This is a genomic window from uncultured Treponema sp. (assembly GCF_946187725.1).
Lineage (GTDB): Bacteria > Spirochaetota > Spirochaetia > Treponematales > Treponemataceae > Treponema_D.
Map to the genome: position 1 here is coordinate 22,557 of NZ_CAMHSK010000028.1, position 15,336 is coordinate 37,892.

The following is a 15,336-nucleotide window of genomic DNA, read 5'->3' on the forward strand; positions in this document are numbered from 1 at the left end:
TATGATAGTCTAGATTCCGTATTTTATTTCGTGAGCAATCTGCTCAGCAATCGTTTTTCTTGCGTTTGCAAGTGCATTCCAGTCATTTTTATCAGTGACCGAAACCGTTTTTTCGGTTTTGAATGTAATTTTACCGTCTTTTAAATCCATTGATTTAACCAATGCTGTAAGGGTATAAGTGAAGCCTTCATCAGTTTTTTCGCATGAATCAATTTTGACAGTTCCGAATACAATCATTGATGAAGAAACAGCTTTTGACCTTGAAAGGATTTTTGACTCATCACCTGAGATAACTGCATCAGAAACATCAGCAGGAGCATTACCGATTCTAGTAAAACCAAGCTTCATCAATGTCATGAGAAGATTAGAAGAAGAAATCGGATTTGATGTAATCGCACGGCCATTCTGATTAAAATCAACAAGAGCGATAAGACCACCAGAACTCTTCATATTTGTCTGAACTGCAAACGGAGCCTTGACTGTATGTTCATCTTTGAGAGCCGAGATTTTTGCAATCTCAATGTTACTCGCATCTTCGAGCACGGGAACCAGAAGGCTTTCAACAGCAGAATCGATTTTTGGGAAGAAAGAAATTTCTGAATTGAAAGAATACTCCGGAACTGGCGGAAGGAATTCTGCGAGTCCTTCAGAATTTGTAGTAATTACAGTTTCTGTGAATTCAACAGTTCCAGAATCATCTGAATTGCCAGTTTTTCTTGATGAAGGATAAACGACTGAAAGCTCAAAGGATTCGAGCGGTTCACCAGCTTCATTTGAAACCTTAACGACATAAGGACTTGTGAAAATCTTTCCTTTGACGGTTTCTTTTGGAGTTGCTGTAAGACTCAAATTGATTCCATGAACTTTTTGATAATAAACTTCTGAAGCACTTGGAGCGGCGGTTTCTGTTATGGCAGCAACGGATTCCTTGAGCTTTTCATTTTCGTTAACATTTGTTTTAGGGGTTGAAGCACATGAAAGAATCATGCCTGTGCCGATTGTAATAAAAATCCCCTTATACATGGCTGACTTCATAAATTCCTCGATTTTTTAGCACTTTATAAGATAAAAGTCATATTCACTTTATTATAAGGAAAAAGAAGATGTTCTACAAGCAGATTTTTTTTACTTTTTGTTTTTCCTTGCATAATATAATACAAATTTATAGAATAAAGATATGAGACCGACAATTGCGAAAATCTATATGGAAAACCTTCGGCACAATCTGAAGCTAATTCGTTCAAAAATAAATAAAGAAGCAAAAATGTGCGTTGCCATTAAGGCCGATGCTTATGGGCATGGTGCAGTTCCTTGTGCAAAGGCAGCACTTGAGTGTGGGGCGGATTATTTTGCCGTCGCCGCAATCAGTGAAGGAATTCAACTTCGTGAAGCAGGAATCAAGTGTCCGATTTTGGTTTTAAGCCTCTGTTCACCTGATGAAATGGATGATTTGGTTCAAAACGATTTGACTCCACTGGCATTCGATGAAGAATATATTACGGGGATTGCGGTTTCCTGCCTCAGACTTGGCAAAAAAGACTATCCGGTGCATCTTGCTGTTGATACGGGAATGGGAAGAATCGGCTGTCTGCCAGAAGAATCCGCTTTTTACGCCAAAATGATTGAAGATACAAAAGTCCTTAAACTGGGCGGCATGTGCACTCATTTTTCTGTCGGCGACTCCCTGGATGCAGACGACATAGAATACACTAAAAAACAGTTTGAGAGATTTTTGTTCGCGATTGATAATGTCAAAAAGCTCGGAATTGATCCGGGAATTCGTCACTGTGCGAACTCGGCCCTTACACTCAATAATCCGGAAATGCATTTGGACATGTGCCGTCCTGGAATTATCTGTTACGGTTATTATCCCGGTGATCTGGTAAAAGAATATTTTTCAAAAAAAGGTGAAAAAATAGATCTTAAACCTGTCATGGCACTTGTTTCAAAAGTCGTGGCCATCAGAAAATTTGGAGTCGGACATTCAATTTCTTATGGAAGAACCTGGACATCCTCGCGCGAAACAGACATCGGCGTACTTCCGATTGGATATGATGACGGACTTTTCAGACGATTCAATCAAACTCATGAAGAGGGTGGTGGACTGAAAGTTGCAATTGACGGAAAACCGTATCCTGTCCGCGGAAGAATCTGCATGGATCAGTGCATGATAGATTTAGGAAAATCAAGCGAAGTTAAAAGATGGGATGAAGCTGTGATTTTCGGACCAGAAAACAGCGGAGCATTGCAAAGTGCAGAAGAAATTGCCAGAAACACAAATACAATTTCCTACGAAATAACCTGCGGAATATCAAAACGAGTTCCCAGAGTCTACATCGAATAAATCATGCAGGGAAATTATAATGCGGAAAAAAGAACTTATAATTGAGCAGCAAAAAGATTTTATTCAGGAAGTAAAAGAGAAGATTTCTGATTTAATAAACAAAATTGATAAATCAGAAATTGAATCAATTCTTCTTTCCGGGAGTGTATCTCGAGGTGATTTTTTCCCCCGCCAAAAAGAAAACGGTGAATATGACGGAATGGCAGACCTGATTGTTATGAGAAAAAAGGGGAGCAATATATCCGCTGAAGATATTTTTGGGCCCGATCTCAATCCGCCGATTCCATATCACTGTATAAAAACCGGCTCTTTATGGATTGCTATTTTATTTACAGATTTCATAGACACAGACAACTTCTCTCATTTTGACGAAGCCCGGAAGTTTTCAGTGCTTGAATCGCAAATTTTATATGATCCGAACAATTCATATCGAAGAGAGCTTGGAAGAATAAATCAATTCGTTAAGGGCGATTTGCAGAAACATCTTAATGATTCTTTGGGGTATATTCATTATCTTATTTCAAATTACAAGAAAGACCGATGGTTGCGCCGTGAAGCCTTTGTCCAATTGCACGAGAATCTGAACACTGCAATTCGTGCCGGAGTGCGTGCCTTGTTTTATCTGAACGGATTTTATTCTCCAGCAGAGGACAGGGCGCTTTATTATTCCTACAGCCTTCCAAAACTTCCAGAAAATTATGCAGAACTAATCTCACAAGTCTGCAATCAAAATACCGATTCAGAAGAAGATTATTTCAGGCGAGAGAAAGTCTTTATGGAAAAAATTGTTGCCTTCATAGAGCAAATACAATTGTCAAAAATAAAAATGGCGAAGTTTCTTCCTGTGATTTGAACTTTTCTGAAGATTTGAATTCTTTTAACCAAGAATACATAAAATATACTTCCGAAGTTGCAGAGACTTGCATCGACAGAGATTTATCCGATGAGAATATGGTAATAGGAACATCTGCCATTATCATTTCAGTTTCATCACACACAGATGGATGGGTCTCACGCAGGAAAATTTTTGAGCAGGCTTCAAAATGAGATCGATTCTTTGAAATAATATCAAATTGATTAAAAAATCTGATGTTTCAACGGTCTTTGTAGCCTAGTAGGGTGGTAAATTGACGCTTACGCTTACGCAAAGAAAATGCATTTTCGCGCTCTATTGGTCGACAGAACACATATTATAAAAAGTAAAATGAATTACAAACACGGTCCAATCCGAAAGTCAAGGGGCAAAATCACCGCCCCAAAATCCAAGTAAATTTCAGGAATTAGACCTTGATGCCTTCTTTTCAATCAAACGGTCACGCTGGGAAATCAGCTGGGCGTTTACAAGTGCGATTTTTTCATACAGTTCAAAATATGAAATTGAATTATCGCTTGCGCTGCTCATGTTTTCTTCTGGACTCAGAATCTTTTCTTTGAACCGTGCGTTGATTGCAATCATCTCTGAATGCTTTTTCATATTTTCGAGAGAGGACTGATAAGCTTCATTTATCTCGCTTGTCCATCCTGTAATATCAGGTTTTGCAAGTGTCCTGATTTTATGAATAGAGACAATTTCCCAAATTTTCTTTCCGAAAAACTCTTCGATTGCGTTTCTAAAAGGCCGGTCTTTCTGGAACAGAAGTTTTGCCTCAACCCTTGTTCCATCATTTTTATCAATATTGAAGTTGCATAATGAATCCGCATTCAAGAAAGGCTTGGCAATCTCGGAGTCAAAAAAGGCCTTCACCTCTTCCGCTGAACATTTAAAGGTATAAATGTATTCATTTCCCCATAAGCCCGTGCTGAGTGACTCACGACGACGCTGGTTTGTTACAGGGAAAATGAATGCCTTTTGAATCTGAATTGACGGAGGAAGATGTTTGTTCAATGAATTGATAAAGTCCACTTCAGAAACATTTTCATAAAGGACAGTTGAGGCAATTTCAGCATCAGAAGAAATTCCAAGTGAAAGAGTCGAAGCAAATTCAAGCCGGGGAAGCGGATTAAATCCCGTTGTATAAATAACAGGAAGTGCACATTTAAGGAAGGCTCTGTTGAAGAATTCTACCTGCGAAAGATGCGAAATGTACTCACCACCATTTTTCTTTGTAAATTCAAAGATTACGCGATACATAACAGGGATATTCCATTCTGGGTAGACAGAATTATCAGCCATCTGTGCACTTTTCTGCAATTCCTGAGGTTTATTATCGATATTGACGCAAGTCTTATTATTGCACACACCGCATCTATGATCGCAGTTCGGAGCACATTTTGGAGTCAGTTCTTCCCTTTCGTTTTTATCCCATTCTTTTTTGTAAAAGTTTTTTGCAACCCCAAGGGAAACATTATCCCAAGGTAGAATTTCATCTTTATTTCGTTCCCTGAGAATCGATGCTTTTACATCAAAATCTGCTTCCTCAAATGCAGATTCCCAATGCTTTAGGTTTTCTTTGAGGTGATTTTCCCAAGCATCAAGTCGTGCTCCCTTTTTATAAGCTGAAAGAATCACTGCCCCTGCCCGCTTATCTCCACGGGAAAGAAGCCCTTCCAGATAAGAAGTATTGATGTCATGTGTACCGACATGAAATTTCCCTCTTGGAAGATGCTCGCGTATATATGAGAGTTTTTTATCCGATTCTTCAGGAGAAATCTGCCTTACCCATTGATAAGCTGTATGTGGCTTAGGGATGAAGGTTCCGACATTGACATTGCATTGAATTCGTGTTTTATTCTGCAAATCAAGCATAAAATCAACGATTGCCTTTTCTTCAGTAAGCTCATCAGTTTCAGGAAACGGAAGACCGACCATAAAATAAAATTTTGCTTTGTTCCAGCCCCATTTTTTTGCATCAAGAATCACATCAACAAGATGCTGTGCATAAACTTCTTTGTTGAGCCTGAGCTGCCATGCTTCTTCCGGAGTTTCAACGGCAAATGTCAAGCCGGATTTACGAACTTCCGAGAGTTTTTCCAGCAAAGGAAGCGAAAAACTGTTTACCTTTAGCGATGGAAGCTGAAAAGAAACATTCTGCCGCTTGTACCGTTCATTCAAATCATCAAGAAGATTTTCGATATCAGGATAATCAGCAGATGAAAGCGATGTCAGTGAAATTTCACGGTATCCGGCTTCATTTACGAGTTTATCAACATCATCAAAAATAAGCTGTTTTTCTTTTGCACGCTGCGGACGATAATAAACGCCTGCATGACAGAAACGGCAACCATTCGGGCAACCTCGCATAATCTCGACTACACCATGGTCCTGAACAGGTTTTACATTCGGAAGAGGCATATACGATGGAATTGACGGAACTTTTCCAAAATCAGACCAGACTGCACGGCGGGCAACACAATGTCCGACAGTTTCATCGCTCATATTTTCAGTCCATACGCTCGGATGTCTGGCAAAATGTGACAAAATTTCAGAACGAGATGCTCCGTTTTTCTTCATGGCCGCACATTCTTCTATCAGCTCGAACATTCCGCCCTCAGCTTCACCGATGAATACTGCGTCAAAAAAATCTGAAAATGGTGCTGGATTTGTCGCTCCACATCCGCCGGCAATCACTATCGGATCATTTTCACCACGCTCTTTTTTAAGAAGCGGAATTTTTCCTAAATCAAGGATTGAAAGCACGCCGGTAATTCCTAGCTCATATCCGATTGAAAAACCAATCATATCAAGCTCATTCAAAGGCATTCCTGTCTCAAGTGTATAAAGCGGAGATGAATGTTTTTTTAGGAGAGCCTCAAAATCAGTTTCAACAGCAAAAACTCTCTCACAACGGATATCTTTTTTTTGATTCAAACCATTGTAGATTATTTTGATTGCCTGATTGGCCATTCCGATTGTGTAAACATCAGGAAATGCGACGCAAAAATTAAACAAATCGTCAGTTTGAGAGTGAGTTTTTACTATTTGACCATATTCACCGCCTGTATAGGCAGACGGATTCTGTACCGAACAGAGTTCATTTCCAAAAAGTTCAAGTGGATTAATAAGATTCATAAAGTTCCTTTTTTATTGGCAGTCACGCTCTTTTTTGCAGTAGACTTCAAATGTATCACCTAAACCGAAGAAGTGGCTTGCTCCTGAATAAAGTGCAAATTTGAGGCTTGTAGATTTCTGTCCTTTTAAGTTAGGGAATCGCTCAGGATGATGCCCTGTTGAGACGATTTTGCAGACTTTGAAGCCATATTTTTTTAGGATTGATGCAGCCCTTCCCGGTTCCCACAGCGTGTAATGGTCACTCGGAGAATTCTGGAAAAATGATTGTGTGCTGAACCTTCCTGAAACACCAGCCGCAGATGGCGTTGAGAACGCAAAGATTCCACCGTTTTTGAGGATTTTTGAAACCCCCTTTAGAACGGAATCCAAATCCTGAAAATGCTCAATTACATACCACATTGTAACTGCATCAAAATTCTTAACGCCAAATTCAGTTGCAGGATCAAAATCTGGGAATTTTGCACTTGTTGCCGGATAATGCAAGGTATTCTGAACATAGTCTACGGCTTCCTTAGATACATCTGTTCCGAAGACCTGCCAGCCGGCATCATTTGCAGCGTCAAGGTAAGGGCCAAATGCGCAGCCTACATCAAGTACGGAAGGAGTAACTGCCTTGTGATTTCCGCGATAAAGCATGTCTATCACGCTTGTACGGCGGACGCACTGCTTCTTAATATGCTTAAAATCATCAAGATAAGTCTTTCCGTATTGTTTTTTATAGTCCTCAAAAAAGTAAGACGAATTGTAATTCTTATCAACTGCACGAGTCCATGACATGTAAAGCATTCCGCAGGTTTTGCATCGTCTGAAAGTGTGAAGAGCCGTCCTTGCAACAATCGGATTTTCGGTCGAGGATTCTTCGTCACGGCAAACAGGGCAAGCAACCCGTTTTCCTTCAGAAAGAGACTTTACGAATTGAGCCAATCCTTTTTTGCCCGCACCGTCTTTTGTAAAAGGAGAATCAGGATAGAGGGCTTGAGTATCCTTTAGTAATCTTACCGCACTTTCAGCGTTAATCTGACTCTGCGAAAGACATGAAAAATTGTATTTTTGAGCAAGATTTACATGAAGCGGTGTTGTTCCAAGCAAAATAACGCCACAGCCGGCAGCCAACGCCTCAAATGCCGTAAATCCATAATGTGTGACCACGACATCATAATCATACAATCGTTCTTTTAGATTATGAACAGGCTGAATGAATTTAATTTTTTTATGCAGCTCTTCCGGAACCCTTAAAAGAGATTCTTCAGGATTCTGCACTATCGCAGTAATTTTTTTGCCTGAAAACTCAGAAAGGCCTTTCAAAAACGCAATTGCAGACGGAACGACAAGATCAGCCGGATCTTCACCGCCAACCGTAATCAATATGCTCTTAATTTCGTCAATGCTTTCAGGGCGTTTGGCAGTTCTTTTGTGTTCTGGAAGTGATACAAAAGACGGGTCTGAAATATTTGCAGGGCGTTCAAGTCCGTACGACGGAATGATGTCCAAAAGACAATCACACAAATCTGCATTTAGAGAACCTTCGTCAATCGCAATAATTGGAGCCGCTTTAGAAAGACTTTGAGCAAGTTCCCGGTCCAAAGTAAAGGCATCGGTCACAATCAGTTCATACTCGCCCTTCTCTGGCAGACGGCTTACAATCTGATTGTCTTTAAGACCATTTTTCTTTGCATTTTCGAGAAGTTCTTCGATTTCTTCAAGACCTGCATCTTCTGGAATATAAACATTTGCGCCGATTTCGAGGGCAATTTGCAGACAGCGACGTAAATGACCGGTTCCTTTGCCCTTTTTAACGCACGGAACTGTAAGAATCGGTTTGTAAAGTTCAGGACTTTCAAGTGCCTGCAAAATCTCTTCAGTTGTATAAGGTTCTTTTACAGGATTTTTTTCGGTTTTATCACCTGAAATGAGTTTTACGATGGACTCAGCTTTCTTAAAATCAGCACTTGTGTCAATCGTCGTGCGGAGATTTGGAAAATTCCATCGTTTAGGAGCCGGAACAAAGAGAGCCTTGAATCTTTCAGGATGATTATAAAGTGCCGGCCCAACATGCTCATGATCGTAAGCAAGATTCGTAAAAGCACGGGCTTTTAAAAGCGATGCCGCCTTAAACATTTCGATTCCACTTCCGTGAGGCAAACCTGTATATGTAATGTAATCAAAATCTTCTGATGCAGAACGCTTTTCAAATTCCTCAACAAGCGATTGAGCGGCCTCATAAAAAAGGAACGGATTGTCAGCTGTGGCACGGAGAACGACATCTGCATTTGTTTCTTCGATAAGATTGCAGTAACGGGCAAGAACATCTTCAAGACTGCCCTTAAATATTTTAAATCCATTTCGCTCACAGACAGGCAATAGTTCATCAAAAGAAGCTTCATCTGTTGCGACATAATAATCATCTGCCTTTACTTTCTTCATTGCCGCAAGAGTCCAGTCCAGGACCGTCTTTCCGCCCAAAGTTTTTAATGCTTTTCCCGGCAAACGAGTTGATGAAAGTCTGCATTGAACTGCAATAATTGTCATCTATTACCCCCAGTTCTCGACCAAATCGAGAGCATCCCTTTTAAAACGATATTTATTCTCCATAACCCATTCTCTGGCTTCTTTAAATCTGGCTCGCGCTTCAAAAAAACCGCATGAAGAGCTGCCCCAGAATGCAAAGAAAGAAGAAAGCGGAATTGAGCCATGGTCCGCATAAAAACGCGGAACGAGATTTTTTAAATAAAAGCGGTTTGAAAATTGATTCGCGCCGTTGTCAAGAACCGGAATTTCCGTACCATACGAGAGGCTGAAAGCTGTTGAAAAAATAATTTTTTCGCCCCAAAGCCATGAACGGAACGCAAAATCAAGATTCTGCCAGTATTTAGAATGAATTGTATAATCAAAGCCGCCAAGGTCAATAAATTTTCTTCGGCTGTACAAACCTATGTTATCAAAAGGAAAGAGATTTGCCACTCCGTCAGAAACAACAGAAGTTGAAAGCACATTGAGACAAGCCTTTCTGATTGATGGAGAAAACAGCACGGGAAAAGAAAAATTGTCTTTACCCAAAAGCCTCGGTGTAATGCAAAAGGTCCCGGATTCTGTCAATTTTGCTGCAAGAGTCGGTGTGAGGATATCAGAGGTAAAATCAAGCGAATCCCGGAGTACAAGCACATAATCTGAAGAGCTTTCAGCAACACCGATATTTATAAGGTCACCCTCTGTAGTGGCATCAAGAGGAATCACAATCTTTACAAACGGAAATTTCCGCGAAAAGTCCTCGATGCTGTAATTATTCGGGTCTGCTTCAATCGAGATAATTTCAGAAAAACCGCACCTCATCAGATTTTCAATCATTTTTGAACGATATGACGACCAGCCCTTGTTGATTAAGATTGCGGCGACACTCATTTTGATGTTAGGAACGCTTTCCTTGCCACCGAGAACCGTCAGGCTGATTTGATGCTCATTAAAAATTGAAGGTATAGGATTCATCGCAGATACTACAATTATCGGTATAATTCTGGCTCAAATGGCTCTCAAGGATTTTCTGGAAGCTGCCCCACACTTTTTCGATTCCGTCAGAAAGAATGTTACCTGCATTTTCGCCAAAAGAAAGCTGAAAGCAGAAAGGAACAGAACCGTCAGCAAGAATAGTCATGTCGCGTCGAAGATGCCAGCATGGAAGACGGTTTACAGGAGAAAGATCCGCAGATTTTAAATCCGGCAAAACCTGGCAGACTGAATTATATTTTTGAATAATCAACTGTCCATGAGAAGGATTTTCTTTTGCGTTCCAGAAACGATAGAAGGCCTCAAGCTGATTTTCGTTGGTTTTCATACGCATAAACTGCGGATAAACATGTCCTTCAAAGTATTTTTCAAGAATTTGAACAGAAAGAATGGCTTTGTCAAAGTCAGATTCGGCACAATTGTGAATAGAGGCATACATTGATTTTTCAACTGAATCCAGATAAACAATCCAGTTGACCTCAACATTACGGGAAGAAGCAAGCGAAGAAATTTTTGAGGCAAGTTCTTCATTTACAAGCTGACCATCCGTTTCGATTAAAAGCTGAATTTTGTGATTTTCATCATTCAGATTAATCACCTGACTTGCAAAATCAAGGAAATCCGCATGAAGCAGAGGTTCACCAAAAGCAGAAAGAGAAATAGCCGCATTTTCAGAAAAATCCGCAATCTGGGAAAGAATTTTTTTGAAATCCTCAGGAGACATGAATTCTTTGCCGCATGGATTTTTCCCTATAGATTCCAGCGAATAGCAATACTTGTGATTATAGCGGGATGAAATCTGAATGTTGTAAAAAGCAGGAACAGTCTGCATTACAGAAACGGTTTTAGCTGCAAGATTCGAAAGTGCATAAGGCTCGCGAAGGTCTGTATTTTGAGCAAGGGCCGCCTCAAAGAGATTTTTGCATGCGAGAAAGTTGATTTTACTGCTTGTCTCAAAATTAAATCTAAGCAAACGATAATCTTCATCAGCAATCAAAGTTTCGATTTCAAAGGAATTTATGTCGCCTTTCATGACTGAGAAAATCGCTTCCCTGTCGATGAGTTTTTCGCCTTCGGATTTTAAATTTGAAAGAGCAAGCTCTGAAAGAATTGAAGCCGTACCAGTCTCAATAAGTTCAGGTGTAAGTCCATAAGGAAAGCCGTCTGCAAAGGAATACTCTGCGGCGTACTTTTCGTGCATTTCGATTAAATCACGAGTAAGTTTTTCGTTGAGAAAAGGTGTATCGGCATAAGAGACAATCGCACTCTGAGCATCATGCTTTTTGAGGACAGATGAAATTTCTGAAATAAAAAGTGCTTTTGTCCATGAATCTCTGGTTACAAGCTCGACTTTCGGATTTGAAGATACGACAGATGAAAGCTCTGACTCAATTTGAGAAGATTTTTTTGTGAAAAGAATTATTTTTTCGCTAAAAAGCCCTGCCCAGTCCAGGACGCGCTCGAATGCTGATTTTTTATCAAAAACTTTCTCAAAAGCGTGAACAGTCAAGTCCCCGCCATAAAGAATCACCAGATTTTTCATTTGCTTGTATTTTAACAAGTTTTCATGAAAATGGGAAGAATAAGTTTTTTTTACTTTCTTTGACCGAAAATCGCGGTTCCGATTCTTACGATTGTTGAGCCTTCCTCAATCGCAATTTCGTAATCACCGCTCATTCCCATTGAAAGTTCGCACAGGTCGAGGTTTGGATATGATTTCTGGAATTTTTCCCGAAGTTCCCGCAAAGTGACAAAAGACTTTCTCACAAGATTTTTGTCTTCTGTGAACGGAGCCATCGTCATGAATCCCTTCGGAGTTATGTGCGGAAAATCACCGTCTGAACAGCGTTTTATGACCTCGTTCAAATCTTCTTCAGAAGTAAAGCCAGCCTTGCTTTCTTCGCCTGTATGGACTTCAAAAAAGATTTCTATCTTTTTGTTGATTTTTGCAGCCTGTTTTTCAATTTCTTCAAGCAGTTCGATTCTGTCAACGCTTTCGATGCAGCTTGCGATTCTTACCGCTTCCTTGACCTTGTTACGCTGCAAGCTTCCGATTACATGGAGGTCGCAGTTTATGCCCTTTGAGCGGATTTCATCAAATTTTGACGCCGCTTCCTGAATCCTGTTTTCTCCAAAAAGAGACTGCCCCGCTTCCACGGCCTCAATCACGCTTTCTGCCGGATGAAATTTACTCACGGCAACAAGACGGACGCTGTTTTCAGGCCGCCCTGCACTTTTTTCAATTTCGCGTATGTTCGAGAGAATTTTTTGTAAGTTTTCTGCTATGCCTGACATATTTTTCCTTATTTAAAAATCTTAGTGATTTCTTTTTTGTAAAGTTTGTTGATTTTGTGGCGCATCAGCTCCTGCTTTGCGTTGATTTCCTTATTAAGTTCAAAACTCTGCTTCAGAAGCACGAATTTAAAGATTCGTTCGCAGGTACGGAAGCCTGTCTTTGCATTGTCGAGCATATCGATTTCAGAACGGAAAAGATTCTGAATTTCGCTTGTTTCCAAAAGACTTTCGTAAGTGTCGTAAACGATGTTGTTTTCTTCGGCATAAGAAAGAACATTGCTCTGGTCAGGTACAATCAAAGCACCGACATATTTCTGATCCTGGCCGACAACAACAGTTCGCTCAACATAAGGACTTGCATTGATTGCCTTTTCGATAACCTGAGGCTCGATGTTTTCGCCACCCAAAAGAACGATTGTATCCTTTGCACGACCGACGATTTTAAGTTCGTTGTCGCATGAAATCATTCCGAGATCGCCGGTGTTGAGCCAGCCGTCCTTGTCGATGATTGCCTGTGTCAAATCATCCCGTTTGTAATAGCCTTTCATAATCTGACGGCCCTTAACGAGAATCAAACCGCGTTTTCCTGGCTTGAGAGGCTTTGTATCGGCAATCTGACCGTCTTTTTCGGCAACAATCTTGAGGTCGAAACTTGGGAAAATCCAGCCGACATTGTTGTTTCGCGGGCGTTTTGAATTTCGTACGGAAATTACAGGAGCCGTTTCCGTCATGCCGTAACCTTCGAGCAGGCGGAATCCGATTGCATTGAAAAAATCCTCTGTCTCAGGCTGGAGTGCGCCGCCGCCGGAAATTGCAGCACGGAATTTTCCTCCGAATTTCTGACGAAGCCGTTTGAACACAAGCTGTTCGCCCAAAAAATGTGACGGCCATAAAAACACAAATGGGAAAAATCCCGTTACATAATCGATGATTCTCGGATACCAGTGATATCGGCATTTTAAGCCCAAAAAGCGTGCCTTTGACTTGTAATACCATTTTCCGAGAAGAACCGAATATTTGAATACGAGACGGTTGAGCGCACTCTGTTTTTTGATTTCGCGGAATATGCCCTGAGCAACAGATTCCCAAAGACGGGGAACGGCATTCATCCACTGAGGCTGAACAAGCTGCATATCCGAGAGCATGACCGAAGCGACAGGCTTAGAATAAGCAAAGCCGCCTTCCAGAGTGACGACCATATAACAGAAAGCTCGTTCAAAACTGTGCCAGATTGGAAGAACCGTGAGCCACAAGTCACCTGCCTGCATAAGGCCCAAGACACTACGGCAAACTTCGCACTGAGCAAGGTAATTGTCGTGAGTGAGCTGAACGCCTTTTGGTGTGCCGGTCGTACCCGAAGTGAAAATTATTGTTGCAACATCATCTTTTGAGATTTCTTCCATGCCTTTTTCAACAGCCTGCCACTCTTCTTTTGTGATGGCAGTTCCTTCAGATTCAAGCATGGAATAGTAAATTACTTCGATTCCCTTTGATTTTGCATCTTCGAGAGTCTTTTCATCAGCATGGTCATAAAGGATTGCTTTTTTTAAGGTTGGAACTTCTTCGATATTTTCAAGGACTTTTTCAAGCTGGCGTGCGTTTTCAAAGAAAGAAATTTCTGCTTCGACAAAATTGAGGATAAAGCGCATCTCAACGCCCATCGAGTCACATCCACGGGGAACATCGATTGCACCAAGTGAAAGGAGCGCAAAGTCCGTGATAAGCCATTCACGCCTGTTATCACTCATGAGACCGATGCGGTCACCCTTTTTTACTCCGAGCTTTTTGAGCGTTGCGGCCATTTCAATCACATGCTGATAGACCTGAGAATAGCTGTAACGGACGAACATTCCGCTTTTATTTTTTACGGCCTGCAATGTAAGATGCGGGCATTTATTCACTTTATTTTTAAAAAGAAGCGGGAGATTTGAACCAAGATTTTTCTCAAATTTCGACAAGTCCATGAGGGCACTCCGATTTTTTTTAATATGACCTCATTATGACATTTTTTGTCTTTTTGTCAAGTTGGCGGCTAGTGACAGCTACATGCTAGTGAATGAAATATTGTGCGGCAAAAGCAATCAGAGAACAGCATACGGCAACTGGGAAAAGCCCTGCCCCCAAAAATGAAAGAATTATTCCAAAGATAAGGGCTGCCAGTCCTGCAAAAGGCGATTCCGTTGCATGAATAATCGCTGGAAAAGTCATAACGGAAAGCGTTACATAAGGCACATAGTACAAAAACGAGCGGATAAAGCGATTTTTGATTGGTTTGCGGATAAGAGTAAGCGGCAAAACGCGAATCAGATAAGAGACAGCAAAAGCTGTGAAAATGTAGATATAAATGTTTCCAGACATAATCAGTTACTTTCCATTTTTAGTCGTCGTTTTCTATTGGTTTCAAATAAGCCAGAACGGCTGAAATCACCACTGTAAGTATTATTGTCCTGTTTCCGTCTGAAAGAAGCTTCAGATAAGGAAGAACAGAAAAAGCGAAACTGAGGGCAAAACTTACAATTATTGCAAGGGCAACCGTCATGTTCTTTTTTGCTGCCGGAATTATGATTGCAAGGAACATTCCATAAAGGGCAACGGATAAAGCATCCACAACAGATGGCGGAAGAATGTTTCCGGCAATGATTCCAAGAGAAGTTCCTATACTCCAGAGCGGAACTGCAACAGCCATTGCTCCATAGTTATAAAACGGATTAAGGGAGCCTTTTTGTGCTATCGAAACGCCAAAAATTTCGTCCGTGATTCCAAATGCGACGAAAAAACGATGAATAAAAGGGGTTTCAGATGAAAAACGCTGACTCAAGGCACAACTCATCAAAAGATATCGGGCATTAACTACAAAAGTGATTAAAGCAACCTCGATATAAGTTACAACCTGTTCAATTGAAGTGAAAAGCGCATACTCACCGGCAGAAGCAAGATTAAAGAAACTGGCGATAAAGCCTTGAAATGCGTTCAGGCCCGCACGCCTGGCAACGATTCCAAGTGAAAAAGAAACTGCAAAATATCCAAGACCGATAGGAATTCCTGCGGCAATGCCGTTTAAGAAAGCAGATTTATTATTCATAACACAAATAAAAAAATCCCTGCTTACGACAGGGATTTTTAGCCACAACGGGAGTCGAACCCGTCTCTCCGCCTTGAGAGGGCGGCGAACTAAACCGATATTCGA

General features: G+C 40.8%; 11 protein-coding genes. 2 read left to right on the top strand and 9 right to left on the bottom strand.

Annotation, left to right across the window (positions count from 1 at the left end):
• Positions 1–9: 9 nt before the first annotated feature.
• Positions 10–1,035, bottom strand: a complete 1,026-nt coding sequence (locus Q0Q74_RS10250) for a hypothetical protein (RefSeq protein WP_294430529.1) — start codon at positions 1,033–1,035, stop codon at positions 10–12.
• 142 nt (positions 1,036–1,177) lie between these two features.
• Between Q0Q74_RS10250 and alr the strand changes: the two genes are divergently transcribed.
• Together alr and Q0Q74_RS10260 are read left to right on the top strand one after the other, a co-directional pair.
• A complete protein-coding gene (alr, locus tag Q0Q74_RS10255) occupies positions 1,178–2,344 on the top strand; it encodes an alanine racemase (RefSeq protein ID WP_294430531.1) in 1,167 nt (388 codons plus the stop codon).
• 19 nt (positions 2,345–2,363) lie between these two features.
• The gene (locus Q0Q74_RS10260) at positions 2,364–3,197 is read left to right on the top strand and encodes a hypothetical protein (protein WP_294430532.1); all 834 of its coding nucleotides are present in this window, start codon (positions 2,364–2,366) and stop codon (positions 3,195–3,197) included.
• Positions 3,198–3,617: 420 nt separating this feature from the next.
• Here the strand turns inward: Q0Q74_RS10260 and Q0Q74_RS10265 are convergent, their stop codons facing one another.
• The 8 genes from Q0Q74_RS10265 to Q0Q74_RS10300 all read right to left on the bottom strand — a co-directional run.
• A complete protein-coding gene (locus Q0Q74_RS10265; protein ID WP_294430534.1) occupies positions 3,618–6,353 on the bottom strand; it encodes a TIGR03960 family B12-binding radical SAM protein in 2,736 nt (911 codons plus the stop codon).
• Between the two features lie 12 nt (positions 6,354–6,365).
• Entirely contained in the window at positions 6,366–8,882 is a 2,517-nt protein-coding gene (locus Q0Q74_RS10270) for a methyltransferase domain-containing protein (RefSeq protein WP_294430535.1), read from the bottom strand.
• 3 nt (positions 8,883–8,885) lie between these two features.
• Entirely contained in the window at positions 8,886–9,836 is a 951-nt protein-coding gene (locus tag Q0Q74_RS10275; RefSeq protein WP_294430537.1) for a hypothetical protein, read from the bottom strand.
• Complete coding sequence (locus Q0Q74_RS10280) at positions 9,811–11,397, bottom strand: spiro-SPASM protein (RefSeq protein WP_294430538.1); 1,587 nt, start codon at positions 11,395–11,397, stop codon at positions 9,811–9,813. The genes Q0Q74_RS10275 and Q0Q74_RS10280 overlap by 26 nt, the downstream gene beginning before the upstream one ends.
• A gap of 50 nt (positions 11,398–11,447) precedes the next feature.
• Positions 11,448–12,149 carry a YggS family pyridoxal phosphate-dependent enzyme gene (locus Q0Q74_RS10285; RefSeq protein WP_294430541.1) on the bottom strand — a complete coding sequence of 234 codons (702 nt, stop codon included), beginning with the start codon at positions 12,147–12,149 and terminating at the stop codon, positions 11,448–11,450.
• An 8-nt stretch (positions 12,150–12,157) separates the two neighbouring features.
• On the bottom strand, positions 12,158–14,113 hold the full coding sequence (locus Q0Q74_RS10290; protein ID WP_294430543.1) for a long-chain fatty acid--CoA ligase: 1,956 nt from the start codon (positions 14,111–14,113) through the stop codon (positions 12,158–12,160).
• Positions 14,114–14,198: 85 nt separating this feature from the next.
• Positions 14,199–14,507, bottom strand: coding sequence for an AzlD domain-containing protein (locus Q0Q74_RS10295; RefSeq protein ID WP_294430544.1), 309 nt, complete (start codon positions 14,505–14,507; stop codon positions 14,199–14,201).
• Positions 14,508–14,526: 19 nt separating this feature from the next.
• Positions 14,527–15,336: AzlC family ABC transporter permease (locus Q0Q74_RS10300; protein WP_294430545.1), on the bottom strand; the 810-nt coding region annotated here is incomplete at its 5' end.

Bases quoted from the DNA above. Each gene is read 5' to 3' on its own strand.
- Q0Q74_RS10250 (WP_294430529.1), bottom strand. From the start codon at position 1,035: ATGAAGTCAGCCATGTATAAGGGGATTTTTATTACAATCGGCACAGGC.
- alr (WP_294430531.1), top strand. From the start codon at position 1,178: ATGAGACCGACAATTGCGAAAATCTATATGGAAAACCTTCGGCACAAT.
- Q0Q74_RS10260 (WP_294430532.1), top strand. From the start codon at position 2,364: ATGCGGAAAAAAGAACTTATAATTGAGCAGCAAAAAGATTTTATTCAG.
- Q0Q74_RS10265 (WP_294430534.1), bottom strand. From the start codon at position 6,353: ATGAATCTTATTAATCCACTTGAACTTTTTGGAAATGAACTCTGTTCG.
- Q0Q74_RS10270 (WP_294430535.1), bottom strand. From the start codon at position 8,882: ATGACAATTATTGCAGTTCAATGCAGACTTTCATCAACTCGTTTGCCG.
- Q0Q74_RS10275 (WP_294430537.1), bottom strand. From the start codon at position 9,836: ATGAATCCTATACCTTCAATTTTTAATGAGCATCAAATCAGCCTGACG.
- Q0Q74_RS10280 (WP_294430538.1), bottom strand. From the start codon at position 11,397: ATGAAAAATCTGGTGATTCTTTATGGCGGGGACTTGACTGTTCACGCT.
- Q0Q74_RS10285 (WP_294430541.1), bottom strand. From the start codon at position 12,149: ATGTCAGGCATAGCAGAAAACTTACAAAAAATTCTCTCGAACATACGC.
- Q0Q74_RS10290 (WP_294430543.1), bottom strand. From the start codon at position 14,113: ATGGACTTGTCGAAATTTGAGAAAAATCTTGGTTCAAATCTCCCGCTT.
- Q0Q74_RS10295 (WP_294430544.1), bottom strand. From the start codon at position 14,507: ATGTCTGGAAACATTTATATCTACATTTTCACAGCTTTTGCTGTCTCT.